The organism is Vibrio makurazakiensis (genome assembly GCF_050337375.1).
Classification (GTDB): domain Bacteria; phylum Pseudomonadota; class Gammaproteobacteria; order Enterobacterales; family Vibrionaceae; genus Vibrio; species Vibrio makurazakiensis.
Genome location: NZ_JAKJSW010000085.1, coordinates 1 through 17,509 on the forward strand (window position 1 = coordinate 1; position 17,509 = coordinate 17,509).

The following is a 17,509-nucleotide window of genomic DNA, read 5'->3' on the forward strand; positions in this document are numbered from 1 at the left end:
GGGAAGGAGTGACGGTTTCTGCTATGGAAAAACAGCAGGCCGGTGCGCAAACAATGTCGACGAGTAGTTTCACGGGCGGCGGTATTCCTGCATTTACCATGACTACGAACGCAGAGGGTGGAGAAGATTACTCAGTAAACCTGCAGATTCTTGCGTTGATGACGATGTTGGGGTTCTTGCCAGCTATGGTTATCCTCATGACGTCTTTCACTCGAATAGTCGTCGTGATGTCGATTCTTCGTCAGGCCATGGGTTTACAACAAACACCGTCAAACCAAGTCATCATCGGTATCGCTATATTCCTGACGTTTTTTATTATGTCACCAGTGATCGACCAAGTGAATGAGCGAGCTGTTCAGCCTTACTTAAATGAGCAAATTAGCGCAAGACAAGCGTTTGATGTCGCGCAAGAGCCAATGAAAGCGTTCATGCTCAAGCAGACTCGAATTAAAGATCTAGAAACATTTGTAGAAATATCGGGTTCAGAGGTGACGAACCCTGAAGACGTATCTATGGCTGTGTTAATCCCTGCATTTATTACTTCTGAATTAAAAACCGCGTTCCAGATAGGTTTTATGCTGTTTTTGCCATTTTTGATTATTGACCTTGTGGTTGCGTCGGTATTGATGGCAATGGGTATGATGATGCTATCGCCTATGATCGTATCACTCCCATTCAAACTTATGCTGTTTGTGCTGGTGGATGGGTGGAATTTAATCCTCTCGACACTCGCCAGTAGTTTTGCCTTGTAGCTGGAGGAATAATGAATCCAGAGATATTTGTAGAACTGTTTAGAGACGCACTATGGCTAGTGTTGATCATGGTATGTGCCATCATCATTCCAAGTTTATTGATTGGTCTTGTTGTTGCTGTATTCCAAGCCGCGACTTCGATCAATGAACAAACATTGAGTTTCTTGCCTCGTTTAATTGTTACGTTACTTGCCTTGATGATGTTTGCGCACTGGATGACTCAGATGATGATGGAGTTTTTCTTCGAGATCATCGAGCGATTACCTCAGGTTTTATACTAGCGCCTTATGGAATACCCGACGACTGTCATACTGGATTGGTTAGCTAACTATTTTTGGCCATATACGCGTATCTCTGCGATGTTAATGGTGATGACGGTAACAGGTGCTCGATTTGTTTCCCCAAGAATTCGTCTGTATTTAGGGCTGGCTATTACATTTGCAGTAATGCCTGCTATCCCAGCAGTTTCTACCGATATCGAACTCCTTTCTTTTAAAGGCTTTTTGACCGTTTTTGAGCAGATCGTCATTGGTGTCGCGATGGGGTTTGTTACTCAATTTATGATCCAAACATTTGTTATGCTTGGTCAAATCCTAGGTATGCAGTCGAGCCTTGGTTTTGCATCGATGGTTGACCCTGCCAATGGCCAGAACACGCCAGTTTTAGGCCAACTGTTTATGTTCTTAGCGACGATGTTTTTCCTATCGACGGACGGGCATTTAAAAATGTTGCAACTGGTCATATTCAGTTTTAAAACTTTGCCGATAGGGAGTGGCTCACTCACAACCGTTGATTACCGTGAGCTTGCCCTTTGGATGGGAACCATGTTTAAAGCGGCATTATCGATGTCACTATCCGGAATCATTGCTCTGCTAACCATTAACTTGTCTTTTGGTGTAATGACGCGTGCTGCGCCTCAGTTAAATATATTTTCTCTGGGTTTTGCATTTGCACTGCTTGTGGGTTTATTGCTTTGTTGGTACATACTTGGCGGCTTGTTCGCACACTATGAGCTACTCTGGTTACAAGGAGAGCAGCAAATATGTCGCTTGATCCGCTTAGATTGTTAGGAGGCTGATTTGGCAGAGTCAGACGGTCAAGAACGCACAGAAGACGCCACGCCCAAACGCTTGCAACAGGCCAAAGAAAAAGGGCAGGTTGCAAGGTCAAAAGAATTGGCGTCAGCTTCCGTACTTATTGTGGGTGCGATTGCGTTAATGTGGTTTGGCGAAGGCATGTCTAAAGCCATGTTTGAAACCATGGGGCGAATGTTCACTTTAAGCCGTGAAGAGATATTTGACACCACGCAACTCTTCGAAATTATCAGAGGGGCGCTAGCGAACCTTGCTTTCCCTTTGTTTTTGATTTTGTTAACACTTTTCGTGGCCGCTGTTATTGGGGCTGCTGGCGTTGGAGGTGTAAACTTTTCTGCGCAAGCTGCTATGCCTAAAGCTTCAAAAATGAACCCACTGAGTGGCATTAAGCGAATGTTTGGTATGCAAAGTTGGGTTGAATTGATTAAATCGATTCTTAAAGTTACTTTGGTTTCGGGCGTTGCTATTTATTTGATTCAAGCCTCACAGGCTGACTTAATGCAGTTGAGTATGGACGTCTACCCTCAGAACATTTTTCATGCGCTTGATATTCTGTTGGAATTTATCCTACTTATTAGTTGCTCATTATTGGTTGTGGTCGCCATCGATATTCCTTTTCAAATTTGGCAGCACGCTGACCAATTGAAAATGACTAAACAAGAAATTAAAGACGAATACAAAGATACGGAAGGTAAACCTGAAGTTAAAGGGCGAATTCGGATGCTGCAACGTGAAGCCGCGCAGCGTAGAATGATGGCCGATGTTCCAAAAGCAGATGTGATTGTTACCAACCCGGAGCATTTCTCGGTTGCGTTAAGATACAAACAAGACACAGATAAAGCGCCTGTGGTCGTTGCGAAAGGTGTTGACCATATGGCAATGAAAATTCGGGAAGTGGCGAGGGAGCATGATATTTATATTATTCCTGCGCCTCCATTAGCTCGAGCCTTGTATCATACCGCCGAATTAGAACAAGAAATTCCTGATGGTCTGTTTACCGCTGTGGCTCAAGTATTGGCTTACGTATTCCAACTAAAACAATATAGAAAACGTGGTGGAGAGAGGCCTAAGTTACAAGACTCTAATATGCCGATCCCACCAGACTTACGTCATTAGCGAGTAAGTCGGCATGATAGCCATAACTTCCATGACAGTAATTTGACGGAATGGTGGTATAGACATTGCTATATCACTGTTCTTCGCCAAAAATAATTTAAGAAATAGCCTTTATTTATGAAATTTTCTCTTCCGTTTGCGGATAAATTACCAAAGATCCCAGGTCGTGCAATGCCAGCCATTGGTGCGCCAGTCATGGTACTCGCAACATTGGCGATGGTGGTACTACCTATTCCGGCATTCTTGCTGGATATGTTCTTTACTTTCAATATTGCGCTCGCAATGGTCGTGTTACTCGTGACCGTGTATACACGACGCCCGCTCGATTTTGCAGCTTTCCCTACCGTGCTTCTTATTGCGACCCTATTACGTTTGGCTTTGAATGTAGCCTCAACCCGTGTGGTTTTACTCCACGGTCATGAAGGGGGAGACGCCGCAGGTAACGTGATTGAGGCCTTCGGTAATGTGGTTATCGGTGGTAACTATGCGGTTGGTTTAGTGGTGTTCTTGATTCTAATGATCATTAACTTCATGGTTGTAACTAAAGGTGCAGGGCGTATTTCAGAAGTAAGTGCGCGTTTTACACTTGATGCATTGCCAGGTAAGCAAATGGCTATTGATGCCGATTTGAATGCCGGTTTGATTGACCAAGACCAGGCGAGAACTCGACGTTTTGAAGTAACCAAAGAAGCGGACTTTTATGGTTCGATGGATGGTGCATCAAAGTTCGTAAAAGGTGATGCAATTGCAGGTATCTTGATTCTTTTCATCAACATCATTGGTGGACTGAGTATTGGTATGGTTCAGTATGACTTGAACTTTGGTACCGCAATCGAAATTTATACTCTGTTGACGATCGGTGATGGCCTCGTTGCACAAATCCCTTCGTTATTACTATCAATTGGCGCTGCCATGATGGTTACGCGACAGAATACAGATGAAGATATGGGGCAGCAGCTTAGATTCCAGCTGTTCGATAACCCTAAAGCTTTGATGATCACTGCGAGTATTTTGGGGATCATGGGTATTGTACCGGGAATGCCACACTTCTCATTCTTGTCGCTTGCACTGATTGCTGGTGGTGCCGCTTACTACCTTGATAAAAAGCAGAAAGATGCAGCGAAAGAGCCTAGCCTTCCAGCAACTCAAGAGCAAGCTGGTGAAGCCACTTCGCAAAAAGAGTTATCATGGGATGATGTTCAACCTGTTGATATTATTGGCTTAGAAGTTGGTTATCGTTTGATCCCGCTAGTCGATAGAGATCAAGGTGGCGAATTGCTTGAACGTGTTAAGGGTGTGCGTAAAAAGCTTTCTCAAGACTTTGGTTTTCTGATTCCGGCTGTTCACATTAGGGATAACCTTGAGCTTACCCCAAATAGTTACCGAATTACCTTAATGGGTGTTGCTGTTGGTGAAGCGGAAATCCGCCCAGACCAAGAGTTAGCGATTAACCCTGGTCAGGTTTATGGAATGATAGAAGGTGAGCCAACAATAGATCCTGCCTTTGGACTGGAAGCTGTATGGATCAGAGAAGAGCAACGAGAGCATGCGCAAGCTCTAGGCTATACTGTAGTAGACTCTTCTACTGTACTTGCTACTCACTTGAGTCAATTATTAACGAATAATGCATCGCAGCTAATAGGTCATGAAGAAGTTCAGAACCTATTAGAAATGTTAAGCCGTACAACACCTAAACTGGTAGAAGGCTTTGTTCCTGAGCAACTGTCACTGGGTGTTGTGGTGAAAGTGCTACAAAACTTGTTGAATGAAGCGATACCAATAAGAGATATTCGAACGATTGTTCAAACCTTGTCCGAGTATTCGAGCAAGAGTCAAGAACCTGACATATTGACTGCAGCTGTACGTATATCTTTGAAACGATTAATTGTTCAGGAAATCAATGGTATAGAACCTGAGTTACCTGTGATAACCTTGATTCCTGAGCTGGAACAAATCTTGCATCAGACCATGCAAGCGTCTGGCGGAGAATCTGCTGGTATAGAGCCTGGTTTAGCCGAAAGATTACAAACGTCCTTGAGTCAGGCAACTCAAGAACAAGAACTAAAAGGCGAGCCTGCAGTTCTGCTTACTTCTGGTGTTCTTCGCTCTACTTTAGCGAAGTTCGTTAAGAATACGATACCTAGTTTAAGGGTACTGTCTTATCAAGAAATACCAGATGAGAAACAAATTCGAATAGTGCAAGCTGTTGGTAATTAGATCCCCTAGAAAATACGGATTATTGAATTGAAAATTAAACGATTTTTTGCCAAGGACATGAGAACGGCTCTGCTTCAAGTTAAAGAAGAACTTGGGTCGGAAGCAGTCATTATGTCTAACAAGAAAGTCGCTGGTGGGGTTGAAATCGTAGCGGCTATTGATGGTGAAGGAGCAACGTCGTCACCTCGAGCTGCAAATAGACAAGAGCCAGCGCCAAGCCAGTATACTCAGATGGCTGCACCGTCCAGTGCAGCTCGACGCCAGTTAGACGAAGACAGAGTGAGCCTGCAAGCAAGTTCAGACACTGGTCGTTCAATGACAAAACGTTTTGCAAACATGCTGAAGCAATACAGTAATGGAGCAGAACCTGATTCTAATCATAAAGCTGAAAATGAAGATTCATTGTCAGCGCTGTTGAATCGTCAGACTAAAGGCTCTCCTCGTCAACGCAGTGATGACTCTCGCCAACAACCAGCACAATCCGGCTTAGCTAAATTGATCGCTGAAGATCGCAGGGTTGAACGTCCGGCGCCAAGGCTTGACCCAACTCGTTATGATCGTAACCGAGACTCTGGTCAACAAAGCCAATCAGATACCGAAATGGAGACGATGCGCGAAGAGATGACCTCTATTCGTCGTCTACTTGAACATCAAGTTTCTGGATTAATGTGGCAGGAAGTTGAGCGAAGAGAACCGCTCAGAGCTATGCTCATTAAAAGATTAGAACGTATGGGTGTATCTCAAGAGCTAGCAGACCAAATGGCTTGCTATATCCCAGAAGATACAAAACCTGCACGAGCATGGAAGGCATTACTCGCTTTAGTTGCCGATCAAATAACAGTGACTAAGCAAGATATTTTAAAACGCGGTGGTATCGTCGCATTACTTGGGCCTACCGGCGTTGGTAAAACGACAACCGTTGCTAAATTAGCGGCAAGAGCTGCGATGGAATATGGTTCTGATAACGTTGCGTTAGTTACGACTGATACATACCGAATCGGTGCACATGAGCAACTTTCCATTTATGGAAGAATTATGGGATGTCCCGTAAGAGTTGCTAAAGATTCCAGTGAGTTAGCCGATGTAATATATCAGCTACGAAATCGTCGCCTAATTTTGGTTGATACTGCGGGGATGGGACAGCGTGATGTTCGTCTATCAGAGCAATTAGACACTTTAATGCAAGAAAGTGGCTCAGTAATCCATAGCTACTTAGTTTTACCAGCGACAGCTCAACGAAAAGTGCTACAAGAAACAATAGAACACTTTAGACGCATCCCGCTTTCAGGGTGCATCATGACGAAGCTCGATGAATCTTTGAGTTTAGGTGAGTTCATCAGTGTAGTAATTCAAAACGCGTTGCCAGTTGCTTATATAGCAAATGGGCAGCGAGTCCCTGAAGATATTGTAATAGCGCAGCCAAAGTACATGATTGCTAAGGCTAACGAATTGCTAGAAAAGTCGACAGAGAATGAACCTCATTACTGGAATAGCGATTCCGAAGGACTCTAGGCGGCGATAAATATGACTGAAAATATGATACATGATCAAGCTAGCGGCCTTCGTCGCTTAACAAAGCCTTCACTGACAAAAGTAATCGCGGTTACTGGTGGTAAAGGTGGAGTCGGAAAATCAAATGTAACGCTTGGCCTAGCGATATGCATGGCGCGTCAAGGCAAAAAAGTGATGGTGCTTGATGCTGACTTAGGTTTAGCAAATGTTGATGTAATGCTGGGTATTCGTTCTAAGAAAAACTTAGGGCACGTATTAGCCGGTGAGTGTGAGTTAAAAGATGCGATTGTTGAAGGGCCACATGGTATTAGAATTATACCGGCAACTTCAGGCACGCAAAGCATGACAGAGTTATCTCATGCGCAGCATATTGGTTTAATTCGTGCTTTTGGTTCGTTAGAAGATGAAATGGACATCTTGCTAATCGATACGGCAGCTGGTATATCTGATATGGTCGTCAGTTTTTCAAGAGCTGCGCAGGATGTTGTTGTCGTTGTTTGTGATGAACCAACATCGATCACTGATGCATATGCCTTGATAAAGCTATTGARCCGAGAGCACCAGGTACAACGCTTCAAAGTTGTTGCAAATATGGTCAGAAGCTATCGAGAAGGCCGAGAATTATTTGCAAAGTTGACCTTGGTCACAGAGCGCTTCTTGAATGTGAGCCTTGAACTCGTAGCATGTATCCCTTTAGATGATAAAGTTCGTCAGGCAGTTAAAAAACAAAAGATCGTGGTGGATGCATTTCCACGCTCCCCAGCGGCATTAGCAATTGGTTCGTTGGCGAATAAAGCGTTAACTTGGCCTATTCCTAAAACGCCAAGTGGACACTTAGAGTTTTTTGTTGAAAGACTCCTTAACCGAAGTGAATTCTTAGAGGAACCGTTTGGTGAATAAAGCGCTTACTTATGACCAACATGCCAATCTCAATAGCCAGCAGGCTTTTTTTGAGAAGTATTCTGTGCTGGTTAAACGTATCGCTCATCATTTATTGGGGCGATTACCGCCTAACGTATTAGTTGATGACCTAATTCAAGCCGGAATGATCGGCTTGATTGAAGCGCAACAGAATTACGATGGTTCAAAAGGCGCAAGTTTTGAAACTTACGCAGGAATACGGATCCGTGGTGCAATGTTGGATGACATTCGCCGTGGTGACTGGGTACCGAGATCTGTACATAAAAATAATCGCGAGATAAGCAGCGCGATCTCGGAACTTGAAGGTTTGTTAAATCGAGATCCTAGCGATCTTGAAGTCGCAAAACATATGGGGTTGTCGATTGAACAATACCATAGAGCGTTAACAGACATTAATTGCTCAAGGCTAGTTGGAATAGAAGACTTGGGAGTTTCCGATGATGCTATYTCACCTACTGAAGGTTCAAAAGATAACGCCCCTTTTCAAGGTGTTGCGGACGAATCTTTTCGCCAAGCCCTGATCGATTCAATTAAACAACTTCCAGAGCGTGAAGGCTTAGTTCTTTCGCTCTACTATGATGAAGAATTAAACTTAAAGGAGATTGGAGAAGTATTAGGTGTCAGCGAATCTCGTGTCAGCCAAATATTGAGCCAATCTATGCAGCGTCTACGTACTAAGCTTAGTGCATGGACACAGAACGACTAATAACACTGATTTTTAACTCAGTGGAGGCAATTTTGAACAAAAACATGAAAATTCTCATTGTTGATGACTTTTCAACGATGCGCCGTATTGTAAAAAACTTATTACGCGACTTGGGCTTTAACAATACTCAAGAAGCTGATGACGGATTGACTGCATTACCAATGCTTAAAAAGGGCGAATTTGATTTTGTCGTAACCGATTGGAACATGCCTGGAATGCAAGGTATCGACCTACTGAAAAACATTCGTGCAGATGCAGAGCTTAAGCACCTTCCAGTGCTAATGATCACTGCTGAAGCGAAGCGTGAGCAGATTATCGAAGCTGCACAAGCTGGCGTAAATGGTTACATTGTTAAGCCGTTTACTGCTGCGACATTGAAAGAAAAATTAGATAAGATTTTTGAGCGTTTATAAGCGAAAAATTCTTTGTCTTCCAGACGCTGCCTGAATAAATGTATCTAAGATACATTGAAGTAATGGCTAGTATTAATTAGCCATTACGTTTTGAAAGGAACGTCGAATATATGCGGAGAAAGGCTTAATCAGGATGATTTCATTAGAACAAGCGAAAGAATTGGTCCAACTGCTCGAAGCGGAAAACCAGCAAGAAGCAGATACTCTAGTTCGTAGCATATACGAGGGTCAAACCAACCCTATGTTACAAGAGATTGGAACATTGACTCGTGACCTTCATAACTCTCTGACTCATTTTAATTTAGATGAGAGAATGAGCGTTATTGCCAATGACGAAATCCCAGACGCTAGGGATCGCCTTCAATACGTCATCGACAAAACTGAGGTTGCAGCTAATAAAACAATGGATGCAGTCGATCGTTGCTTGCCAATTGCGGATAATTTACACGAATGTCTGATGCAAGTTAGACCTCAATGGAATGAACTGATGCACGGCCGAATTGAATTAACTCAATTCAAAGCTCTATGTCACCGCATCGATGAGTTACTTGTTCAAGTAGAAGGGGATAGTACCGAACTACGTGGACAGTTAACTGAAATTTTAATGGCACAAGACTTCCAAGACCTTACCGGTCAAATTATCAGTAAAGTCATCACCTTAGTTAATGAGGTGGAAGGGCGACTGGTAGAAATATTGACAGTATTTAGCGCAAACCAAGCTGAACAAACCGTCGAACCAGAAAAGAAATCTTCAATTGCTGCTGAGGGACCGATTTTAAACCCTCACGAAAGAGAGGATGCCGTGGCGTCGCAAGACGAAGTGGATGACTTATTGTCGAGTCTCGGATTTTAAAGGTAACGTATGAGCTACGAATTAGACGAAGATATTCTTCAGGACTTTTTAGTTGAAGCCGGAGAGATATTAGAACTTCTATCTGAGCAATTGGTAGAACTGGAAAACAACCCTGACGATAAAGATTTGCTGAATGCAATCTTCCGAGGCTTTCATACCGTAAAAGGTGGTGCAGGATTTTTAGCGCTCACTGAATTGGTAGATACTTGTCACGGTGCTGAGAATGTCTTTGATATTCTCAGAAATGGTCAGCGAAGTGTTTCTGCTAGCTTAATGGATACCATGCTTCAAGCATTGGATACCGTTAACCATCAATTTAAAGCAGTACAAGATCATGAACCTTTAGTCCCAGCAGACCAAGCCCTGCTTGACGAGCTTCACCGTCTTTGCCGCCCTGAGTCTCAAGATGAAGTGACACCAGCTGCTCCTGTCGTTGAAGAACCTGTTGTTGAAGCTCCTGTTGTAGAAGCTGCGGCTCCTGCTGCTGTGAGTGCATCTTCAGTCGACGAAATCTCACAAGACGAATTTGAAAAATTACTGGATGAACTTCATGGTAAGRGGACTGCGCCAAATGCTGCCTCTACTCCTGCTCCAGTAACACCTGCGCCAGCGGCTTCCCCTTCAGCAGGTGGTGATATCACCGATGATGAATTTGAAAAACTTTTAGATGAACTCCACGGTTCTGGTAACAGCCCTACATCTGAAGGTGCTGCAGCTCCGACACCGCCGCCAGTTTCTCCTCCACCAGCAGCTATGCCTAGCGGTGGTGATGACTTAATGAGCGACGAAGAATTTGAAAAGTTACTTGATCAGCTACACGGCTCAGGTAACGGACCGTCTCCAGAAGAACTTGAAGCTGCCACTAAGCCTGCTGATGTTATTGCTCCTGAACCTGCTCCAGCTAAGGCTCCAGAGCCTGCTCCTGCACCGGTAGCTCCGAAGCCAGTAGCTAAAGCTGCGCCGGCCCCAGCTCCAAAAACGGAAGTTAAAGCACCTGCGGCGAAGAAGCAACAAGCTGAAGCAACGGTACGTGTAGATACATCAACACTCGATACCATTATGAACATGGTCGGTGAGCTAGTTCTTGTAAGAAACCGTTTGGTAAGTCTTGGCTTAAACAGCAACGACGAAGAAATGGCAAAAGCAGTTTCAAACCTTGATGTCGTCACTGCTGATTTACAAGGCGCGGTAATGAAAACGCGCATGCAGCCAATTAAGAAAGTATTTGGTCGTTTCCCTCGCGTTGTCCGTGATTTGGCGCGTAGCCTGAAAAAAGACAYTGTGCTTGAAATGCGTGGTGAAGAGACTGACCTAGATAAGAATTTAGTAGAAGCTCTTGCGGATCCGCTAATTCACTTGGTTCGTAACTCAGTGGATCACGGTATTGAAATGCCAGATGATCGTGCGAAAGCGGGTAAATCTCGCACAGGTAAAGTAATTCTTTCTGCTTCTCAGGAAGGTGACCATATTGAACTTGCTATCGTTGATGATGGCGGTGGTATGGACCCTGATATCCTTCGTGGTATCGCTGTTAAGCGTGGAATCATGGATGAAGATGCAGCATCTCGTCTAACAGACAAAGAGTGTTTCAACCTTATCTTTGCGCCTGGCTTCTCTAGTAAAGAACAGATTTCAGATATATCAGGCCGTGGTGTAGGTATGGATGTTGTGAAAACAGCAATCAACACTCTAAATGGTTCGATTGATATCGATTCAGAAATGAATAAAGGTACTAAGATCACGATCAAAGTACCACTGACTCTAGCTATCCTACCAACGTTAATGGTTGGTGTTGCAGGTCATCCTTTTGCGTTGCCACTTGCGTCAGTTAATGAAATATTCCACTTAGATTTAAGTCGCACTAACGTTGTCGATGGTCAATTAACGATAATCGTACGTGAAAAATCAATTCCATTATTCTACCTACAAAACTGGTTAGCGCCTCAAGCCGGGCTTGTTGAACTTCGTAAAGGCCACGGTCACGTTGTTATTGTACAGCTTGGTAGTCAGCGAGTTGGTTTCGTAGTAGATGCATTGATTGGTCAAGAAGAAGTGGTCATTAAGCCGCTGGATAACTTGTTACAAGGAACACCAGGTATGGCTGGTGCTACCATTACAAGTGATGGCCATATCGCTTTGATATTGGATGTTCCTGATTTGCTAAAGCAGTATGCAGCTGCTTCAAGAATTTAATTAAGGATAAATATGGCGATTAAAGTATTAGTCGTTGATGATTCGAGCTTTTTCCGCCGTCGCGTGAGTGAGATCATCAATTCAGAAGCTCGTTTAGAGGTGATGGATGTTGCTGTAAACGGTAAGGAAGCTGTAGAAAAAGCAAAACAGTTAAAGCCTGACGTCATTACGATGGATATCGAGATGCCAGTCATGGACGGTATTACTGCTGTTCGTGAGATCATGGCTGCATGCCCAACACCAATCTTGATGTTCTCTTCATTGACTCATGATGGTGCTAAAGCAACACTTGATGCTCTAGATGCTGGCGCACTCGATTTCTTGCCGAAGAAGTTTGAAGATATAGCACGTAACCGTGATGACGCCGTTGTGTTGTTACAACAACGTGTTATTCAAATTGCGTCGAAGCGTGGCATGATGAGAAGAGCACCTGTTGCTCGAACAGCACCAGCTCCTGCAGCAACGACACCACGTAGTACAGCTCCTGTCACTCGTAGCGCGCCATCTGCGCCTTCAGTAGCAGCTCGCTTTAAAGCTTCTGGTAAAAAATACCAGCTGACAGCAATCGGTACATCTACTGGTGGTCCGGTTGCGCTACAAAAAATTCTCACTCGTTTACCTGCTAACTACCCGCATCCTATTGTGTTGATACAGCATATGCCAGCAACCTTTACAGCTGCATTCGCAAGCCGCTTGAATACTTTGTGTAAGATTCAAGTTAAGGAAGCGGAAGATGGTGATGTTCTGAAACCGGGTGTTGCGTATTTAGCCCCAGGCGGTAAGCAAATGATGATTGATGGACGCCCTGGTTCAGCGCGTTTACGTATTATCGATGGCGGTGAGCGTATGAATTACAAACCTTGTGTTGATGTGACATTCGGTTCGGCGGCTAAGGTCTACAACGATAAAGTACTTTCAATGGTGCTCACTGGTATGGGAGCAGACGGTCGTGAAGGCGCACGTATGCTTAAATCTTCTGGTGCGACTATATGGGCTCAAGATGAAGATAGCTGTGTGGTATATGGCATGCCTCAAGCTGTCGCTAAAGCAGGGATCTCAACAGAAGATCTCCCTCTTGAACGAATCGCGGAGCGAATGCTTGTCGAAGTTGGACTTGCGTAGGAACTGGTCATGATTGTTTGGAGTGTTGCAAATCAGAAAGGCGGTGTTGGCAAAACAACAACAACGGTAACTCTGGCTGGCTTATTGAGCCAGAAAGGGCATCGAGTGTTGTTAGTTGATACTGACCCTCATGCATCTCTAACGACTTATTTAGGCTTTGATTCTGACTCCGTCGAATCAAGTCTATTTGATCTGTTTCAGTTGAAAGAGTTTACGCCTCAGAGTGTAAAGCCGCTCTTACTGAAGTCAGGCGTTGAAGGTATAGATATCATTCCTGCACACATGTCATTAGCGACATTAGACCGTGTCATGGGAAATCGAAGCGGAATGGGGCTTATTTTGAAACGAGCTCTACTTGCGCTTCAAAATGACTACGATTATGTGTTAATTGACTGCCCACCAATTCTTGGTGTGATGATGGTTAATGCTTTGGCGGCAAGTGATCGCATTCTTATTCCTGTTCAAACGGAGTTCTTAGCCATGAAAGGCTTAGAGCGTATGGTGAGAACGCTGACAATTATGCAAAAATCACGACAAGACCCGTTTAAAGTAACAATCGTGCCAACAATGTATGACAAGAGAACAAGAGCATCTCTGCAAACATTGACGCAATTGAAACAAGACTATCCGGATCAGGTTTGGTCATCAGCTGTTCCAATTGATACTAAGTTTCGTGATGCTAGTTTGAAGCGTCTACCTGCGTCTCACTTTGCATCAGGAAGCCGTGGCGTTTTTGCATACAAGCAGTTGCTGATTTATCTAGAGAGGCTAATGATTGATGAGCAGCTATAACGGCCTTTCTAGTGAACAGGCTTTAGACGATTACTTCGCAGCGATGCTGGATGAAACTCCAGAAGTTGAAGAATTAGTTGAAGAAGTCAGCGGTGATTTATCATTTGCAGAGCCAGAGCCAGAGCCAGAGCCAGAGCCAGAGCCAGAGCCAAAAACGTACAACACATATGCTGAGATTAGGGCGGAAGAGTTTGAAGTCCCGAATTTAGAAGATGTCCAAAAACTGTTAAGTCAGTTGGAATCGACGAATGTGGTTGCGGAGTTAGACCTTGAGCATGTGATGGAGCAAAATACACAAGATATTGCTCAAGCTCATGTAGTTGAAACTGAAATCGAAACAACTCCAGTCGAAACGATTCAAGCTGAAGAAGAAATTCAAGGCTGGGATATAGAAGAACCAGTTGCTGTTGAAGAAGAGGTTATCGTCGAACCTATTGTTGAAGTAACAGTAGATGACAATATCCCTGAAGACGCCGTAGAAGTTGAAGTCGACACTCAGGTCGAACTGCAAACTGAAGCGGGTAGCGGTGGTGATTTAGCTAACTGGAAAAATACAATTCGAAGTGAAGACTTTCAAGTCCTGTACTTCGATGTAAACGGCGTTACTTTTGCTGTACCACTTGATGAGCTAGGTGGTATTCATCAGCTTACTGAGTTAAGCCATTTGATTGGTCGACCAGGCTGGTATTTAGGCCTGCAAACTAACCGCGATAACCAGTTAGATGTTGTGGATACCGCTAAATGGGTCATGCCAGAAAAGTTGAGTGACGATAGTTACAAAGAAGCCTATCAATACATTGTTATGTTAGGTGAAAGTTTATGGGGGTTAGCAAGTACTGAACTGAAAGGTACGGAATTGCTAAACACCGACAAAGTACGCTGGCGAGAACAAGCAGGCAAACGCCCTTGGTTAGCTGGTATGGTAAAAGAAAAAATGTGTGCTTTGATTCATGTTGAAGCATTAATAGCTATGCTTAACGCAGGGCTAGATGTAAAAGCATTAGATTAATAATAATGAGTCGAGAACGACATTAAGAGGATTAAATATGTCTCAAACGAACGAAGTAGAAGTAAGAAAAGATCAAGGTAATGATGAAGTGCTTCAGTGGGTGACATTTCAGCTAGAAGAAGAAACTTACGGCATTAATGTAATGCAAGTACGTGAAGTTCTTCGTTATAGCGAGATCGCTCCTGTACCTGGTGCTCCTGACTACGTATTAGGTATTATTAACCTACGTGGTAATGTTGTTACTGTAATCGATACTCGTTCACGTTTTGGCTTGATGCAAGGTGAAATCACTGATAACACGCGCATTATCGTTATCGAATCAGAGCGCCAAGTAATTGGTATCTTGGTTGATAGCGTTGCTGAAGTAGTTTACCTACGTTCTTCTGAAATCGATACAACACCAAGTGTTGGTACTGATGAAAGTGCTAAGTTTATTCAAGGTGTAAGCAACCGCGATGGTAAGCTTCTAATACTCGTTGATTTAAACAAGCTACTTAGTGAAGATGAGTGGGATGAAATGGCTCACCTATAATGGATGCGGCTATTTTGTCTAATCCCATGCTACTGATTGGTGGTGTGGGTTTTGTTGTTGTCGTGATGTTGTTTGTAGTCTTACTCTTTCGCCTGAAAGCAGTACTACAGCAACAAATCCAGCAATCAAGGCTGCAAGTCCGAGCTTTGGATAAAGAGTTACAAAAATCGAGCAAACAACTTCTGGAAGTTCGTTCGGTGGTGGTAGGGCTTGGGCAGCGCGTTACGGAACAACAAGATGTTATCAAGCATCTTAATGAACGTATTGTTGAGCTTGAACATGCGGATACCGATGGTCGCCTTTATACCCGCGCAACCAAAATGGTACAGCTGGGTGCTGGAATTAATGAACTCATCGAAGAGTGTGAGCTACCGAAAGCTGAAGCTGAACTGATGATGTCTTTGCAGAATAAGTTGGCAGGAAAAGAAAAAGTTCCGCCACTAAGAAGTAATCCGAGCCCGGATCACGATAGACGAACTCAGCCAACCCGAAGAAAAAATGTTAGGTAGTGGTGCGAAGTTAGTCATGCACATCAACAATCAGTATTATCTATAAAAAGAAGCTTTGGCTTCTTTTTTTGTAAATACATTATTTATAGAACGCTATATTCAAGTCCTTGTTAAGTTGAAAGAATTCACCTCATAGCGAGTAAACTCACAAATTGTGATGATACATTAACAGTTTCTTACGGACTTTGTTCATTCCTCAACCGCTAGTCCTATTTTGTCCCCTAATTGCTGTGCTACTATAGCCACTTCATTTTCATACCAAATGTACTCATGCTAGAAGTTTCAAACCTAACTGCAATTCGTGACGAAAGAGTCTTATTCGAGTCTTTATCATTCCAGCTAAAGTCTGGTGACCTTGTTCAAGTTGAAGGTCGAAATGGTACGGGTAAAACGACATTGTTAAGGATTATCTCTGGCCTTGGAGATAGGGACGAAGGCTCCATTTCTTGGAAAGGTGAGTCAACCCATTCTAATCGTGATGCATACCATCAAGACTTACTCTTTCTAGGGCACCAAAACGGTGTTAAAAGAGAGTTGAGCGCGTATGAAAACTTATATTTCTATCAGTCAATCCATAGTTCACACACAACCAAAGAAGAAATCTATTCGGCACTAGCGCAAGTTGGTTTAGCGGGGCGTGAAGACGTGCCAGCTGGGCAACTATCAGCAGGGCAACATCGCCGAGTTGCACTTGCAAGGTTGTGGTTGAGTAAACAACCGCTATGGATTTTGGATGAGCCACTTACGGCCATTGACAAGCAAGGCGTAAAGGTTTTAGAAGCTCTATTTATGAAGCATGCCGAGAATGGTGGAATTGTGTTACTAACAACCCATCAAGACATGTTTGCGGACAGCCCTAAACTAAAAAAAATAAAGCTGGGTGAGTAATATGATTTCATCGATGACTACCATCATTCGTCGGGAGCTACTGGTTGCTTTTCGCCGCCAAGCAGACATTTTTAACCCTCTGTGGTTTTTTATTATTGTTATTACGCTATTTCCATTAAGCATTGGACCAGAGCCAAACCTTCTTGCTCGTATAGCTGCGGGTATTGTGTGGGTTGCGGCTTTATTGTCTGCATTACTGTCGTTAGAGCGTTTATTTCGAGATGATTTTCAAGATGGTTCACTCGAACAAATGATGCTCATGCCCATCCCGTTGCAGTTGGTAGTATTGTCCAAGGTCATAGCGCACTGGCTATTGACTGGATTACCATTAATTCTAATTAGTCCGTTATTGGCAGTTTTGCTATCACTAGACCTTGATACTTGGTTAGCGGTTGTACTTACGCTTTTAGTCGGTACACCAGCCTTAAGTTTCATCGGTGCGATTGGAGTGGCTTTGACCGTTGGTTTACAAAAAGGCGGAGTTCTTCTGAGCTTATTGATTCTGCCTCTTTATATACCAATTCTTATTTTTGCTACTTCAGCGATTGACGCGGCTTCACTGGGTGTTGCGTATGACGGTCAATTGGCGATTTTAGGTGCAATGTTCATGGGCGCAATGACCATGACTCCATTTGCAATCAGCGCCGCGCTACGAGTCAGTGTGAACTAATTAAAAGAACAGGACTCATAGAGTCAGCTAAAAAATTATAATAATTGCAGCTTAAAATTTGCTGTTTGCAATATGAAGTAAGAGTGAGAAAAAATATGTGGAAATGGCTACATCCCTATGCCAAACCAGAAACTTCCTACCAATTGGCAGGTAAGCTCCTACCTTGGTTTTCAATCTTGGCATTGTTCTGCCTATCAGTGGGTACTGTAT

18 protein-coding genes and 1 pseudogene are annotated in these 17,509 nt (G+C 43.6%); all 19 read left to right on the forward strand.

Features of this window, described 5'->3' with window-relative positions:
* Positions 1-752 (forward strand): flagellar type III secretion system pore protein FliP (gene fliP / locus L4C33_RS11380; RefSeq protein ID WP_428812551.1); only part of this gene is annotated, 752 nt, incomplete at its 5' end.
* A gap of 11 nt (positions 753-763) precedes the next feature.
* Positions 764-1,033: a flagellar biosynthesis protein FliQ gene (gene fliQ / locus L4C33_RS11385; RefSeq protein ID WP_428812552.1), complete on the forward strand. Its 270-nt coding sequence runs from the start codon at positions 764-766 to the stop codon at positions 1,031-1,033.
* Between the two features lie 6 nt (positions 1,034-1,039).
* Positions 1,040-1,822, forward strand: coding sequence for a flagellar biosynthetic protein FliR (fliR, locus tag L4C33_RS11390; protein WP_428812553.1), 783 nt, complete (start codon positions 1,040-1,042; stop codon positions 1,820-1,822).
* A 9-nt stretch (positions 1,823-1,831) separates the two neighbouring features.
* Positions 1,832-2,962 (forward strand): flagellar biosynthesis protein FlhB, encoded by a 1,131-nt coding sequence (gene flhB / locus L4C33_RS11395; protein ID WP_428812554.1) that lies wholly within the window; start codon positions 1,832-1,834, stop codon positions 2,960-2,962.
* Positions 2,963-3,079: 117 nt separating this feature from the next.
* Positions 3,080-5,179, forward strand: coding sequence for a flagellar biosynthesis protein FlhA (gene flhA, locus L4C33_RS11400; RefSeq protein WP_428812555.1), 2,100 nt, complete (start codon positions 3,080-3,082; stop codon positions 5,177-5,179).
* 27 nt (positions 5,180-5,206) lie between these two features.
* Positions 5,207-6,691, forward strand: a complete 1,485-nt coding sequence (gene flhF / locus L4C33_RS11405) for a flagellar biosynthesis GTPase FlhF (protein WP_428812556.1) — start codon at positions 5,207-5,209, stop codon at positions 6,689-6,691.
* Positions 6,692-6,703: 12 nt separating this feature from the next.
* Positions 6,704-7,591, forward strand: a complete 888-nt coding sequence (locus L4C33_RS11410; RefSeq protein WP_428812557.1) for a MinD/ParA family protein — start codon at positions 6,704-6,706, stop codon at positions 7,589-7,591.
* On the forward strand, positions 7,584-8,318 hold the full coding sequence (locus tag L4C33_RS11415) for an RNA polymerase sigma factor FliA (protein ID WP_428812558.1): 735 nt from the start codon (positions 7,584-7,586) through the stop codon (positions 8,316-8,318). The genes L4C33_RS11410 and L4C33_RS11415 overlap by 8 nt, the downstream gene beginning before the upstream one ends.
* A 44-nt stretch (positions 8,319-8,362) precedes the next feature.
* A complete protein-coding gene (gene cheY / locus L4C33_RS11420) occupies positions 8,363-8,731 on the forward strand; it encodes a chemotaxis response regulator CheY (RefSeq protein WP_137357623.1) in 369 nt (122 codons plus the stop codon).
* A 133-nt stretch (positions 8,732-8,864) separates the two neighbouring features.
* Entirely contained in the window at positions 8,865-9,584 is a 720-nt protein-coding gene (locus tag L4C33_RS11425; protein ID WP_428812559.1) for a protein phosphatase CheZ, read from the forward strand.
* Positions 9,585-9,593: 9 nt separating this feature from the next.
* On the forward strand, positions 9,594-11,777 hold the full coding sequence (locus L4C33_RS11430) for a chemotaxis protein CheA (RefSeq protein ID WP_428812560.1): 2,184 nt from the start codon (positions 9,594-9,596) through the stop codon (positions 11,775-11,777).
* 12 nt (positions 11,778-11,789) lie between these two features.
* The gene (locus L4C33_RS11435; protein ID WP_428812561.1) at positions 11,790-12,899 is read left to right on the forward strand and encodes a protein-glutamate methylesterase/protein-glutamine glutaminase; all 1,110 of its coding nucleotides are present in this window, start codon (positions 11,790-11,792) and stop codon (positions 12,897-12,899) included.
* Positions 12,900-12,908: 9 nt separating this feature from the next.
* On the forward strand, positions 12,909-13,691 hold the full coding sequence (locus L4C33_RS11440) for a ParA family protein (RefSeq protein ID WP_428812562.1): 783 nt from the start codon (positions 12,909-12,911) through the stop codon (positions 13,689-13,691).
* A complete protein-coding gene (locus L4C33_RS11445; RefSeq protein ID WP_428812563.1) occupies positions 13,678-14,700 on the forward strand; it encodes a chemotaxis protein CheW in 1,023 nt (340 codons plus the stop codon). Before L4C33_RS11440 ends, L4C33_RS11445 begins: the two co-directional genes overlap by 14 nt.
* 37 nt (positions 14,701-14,737) lie before the next feature.
* Positions 14,738-15,232: a chemotaxis protein CheW gene (locus tag L4C33_RS11450; RefSeq protein WP_428812564.1), complete on the forward strand. Its 495-nt coding sequence runs from the start codon at positions 14,738-14,740 to the stop codon at positions 15,230-15,232.
* Positions 15,232-15,741, forward strand: coding sequence for a DUF2802 domain-containing protein (locus L4C33_RS11455; protein ID WP_428812565.1), 510 nt, complete (start codon positions 15,232-15,234; stop codon positions 15,739-15,741). The genes L4C33_RS11450 and L4C33_RS11455 overlap by 1 nt, the downstream gene beginning before the upstream one ends.
* 270 nt (positions 15,742-16,011) lie before the next feature.
* Positions 16,012-16,629: a cytochrome c biogenesis heme-transporting ATPase CcmA gene (gene ccmA, locus L4C33_RS11460; RefSeq protein WP_428812566.1), complete on the forward strand. Its 618-nt coding sequence runs from the start codon at positions 16,012-16,014 to the stop codon at positions 16,627-16,629.
* 1 nt (position 16,630) lies between these two features.
* Positions 16,631-17,299 (forward strand): heme exporter protein CcmB, encoded by a 669-nt coding sequence (gene ccmB, locus L4C33_RS11465; protein ID WP_428812567.1) that lies wholly within the window; start codon positions 16,631-16,633, stop codon positions 17,297-17,299.
* Positions 17,300-17,394: 95 nt separating this feature from the next.
* Positions 17,395-17,509: pseudogene (locus L4C33_RS11470) on the forward strand (heme ABC transporter permease); the annotation flags it as partial.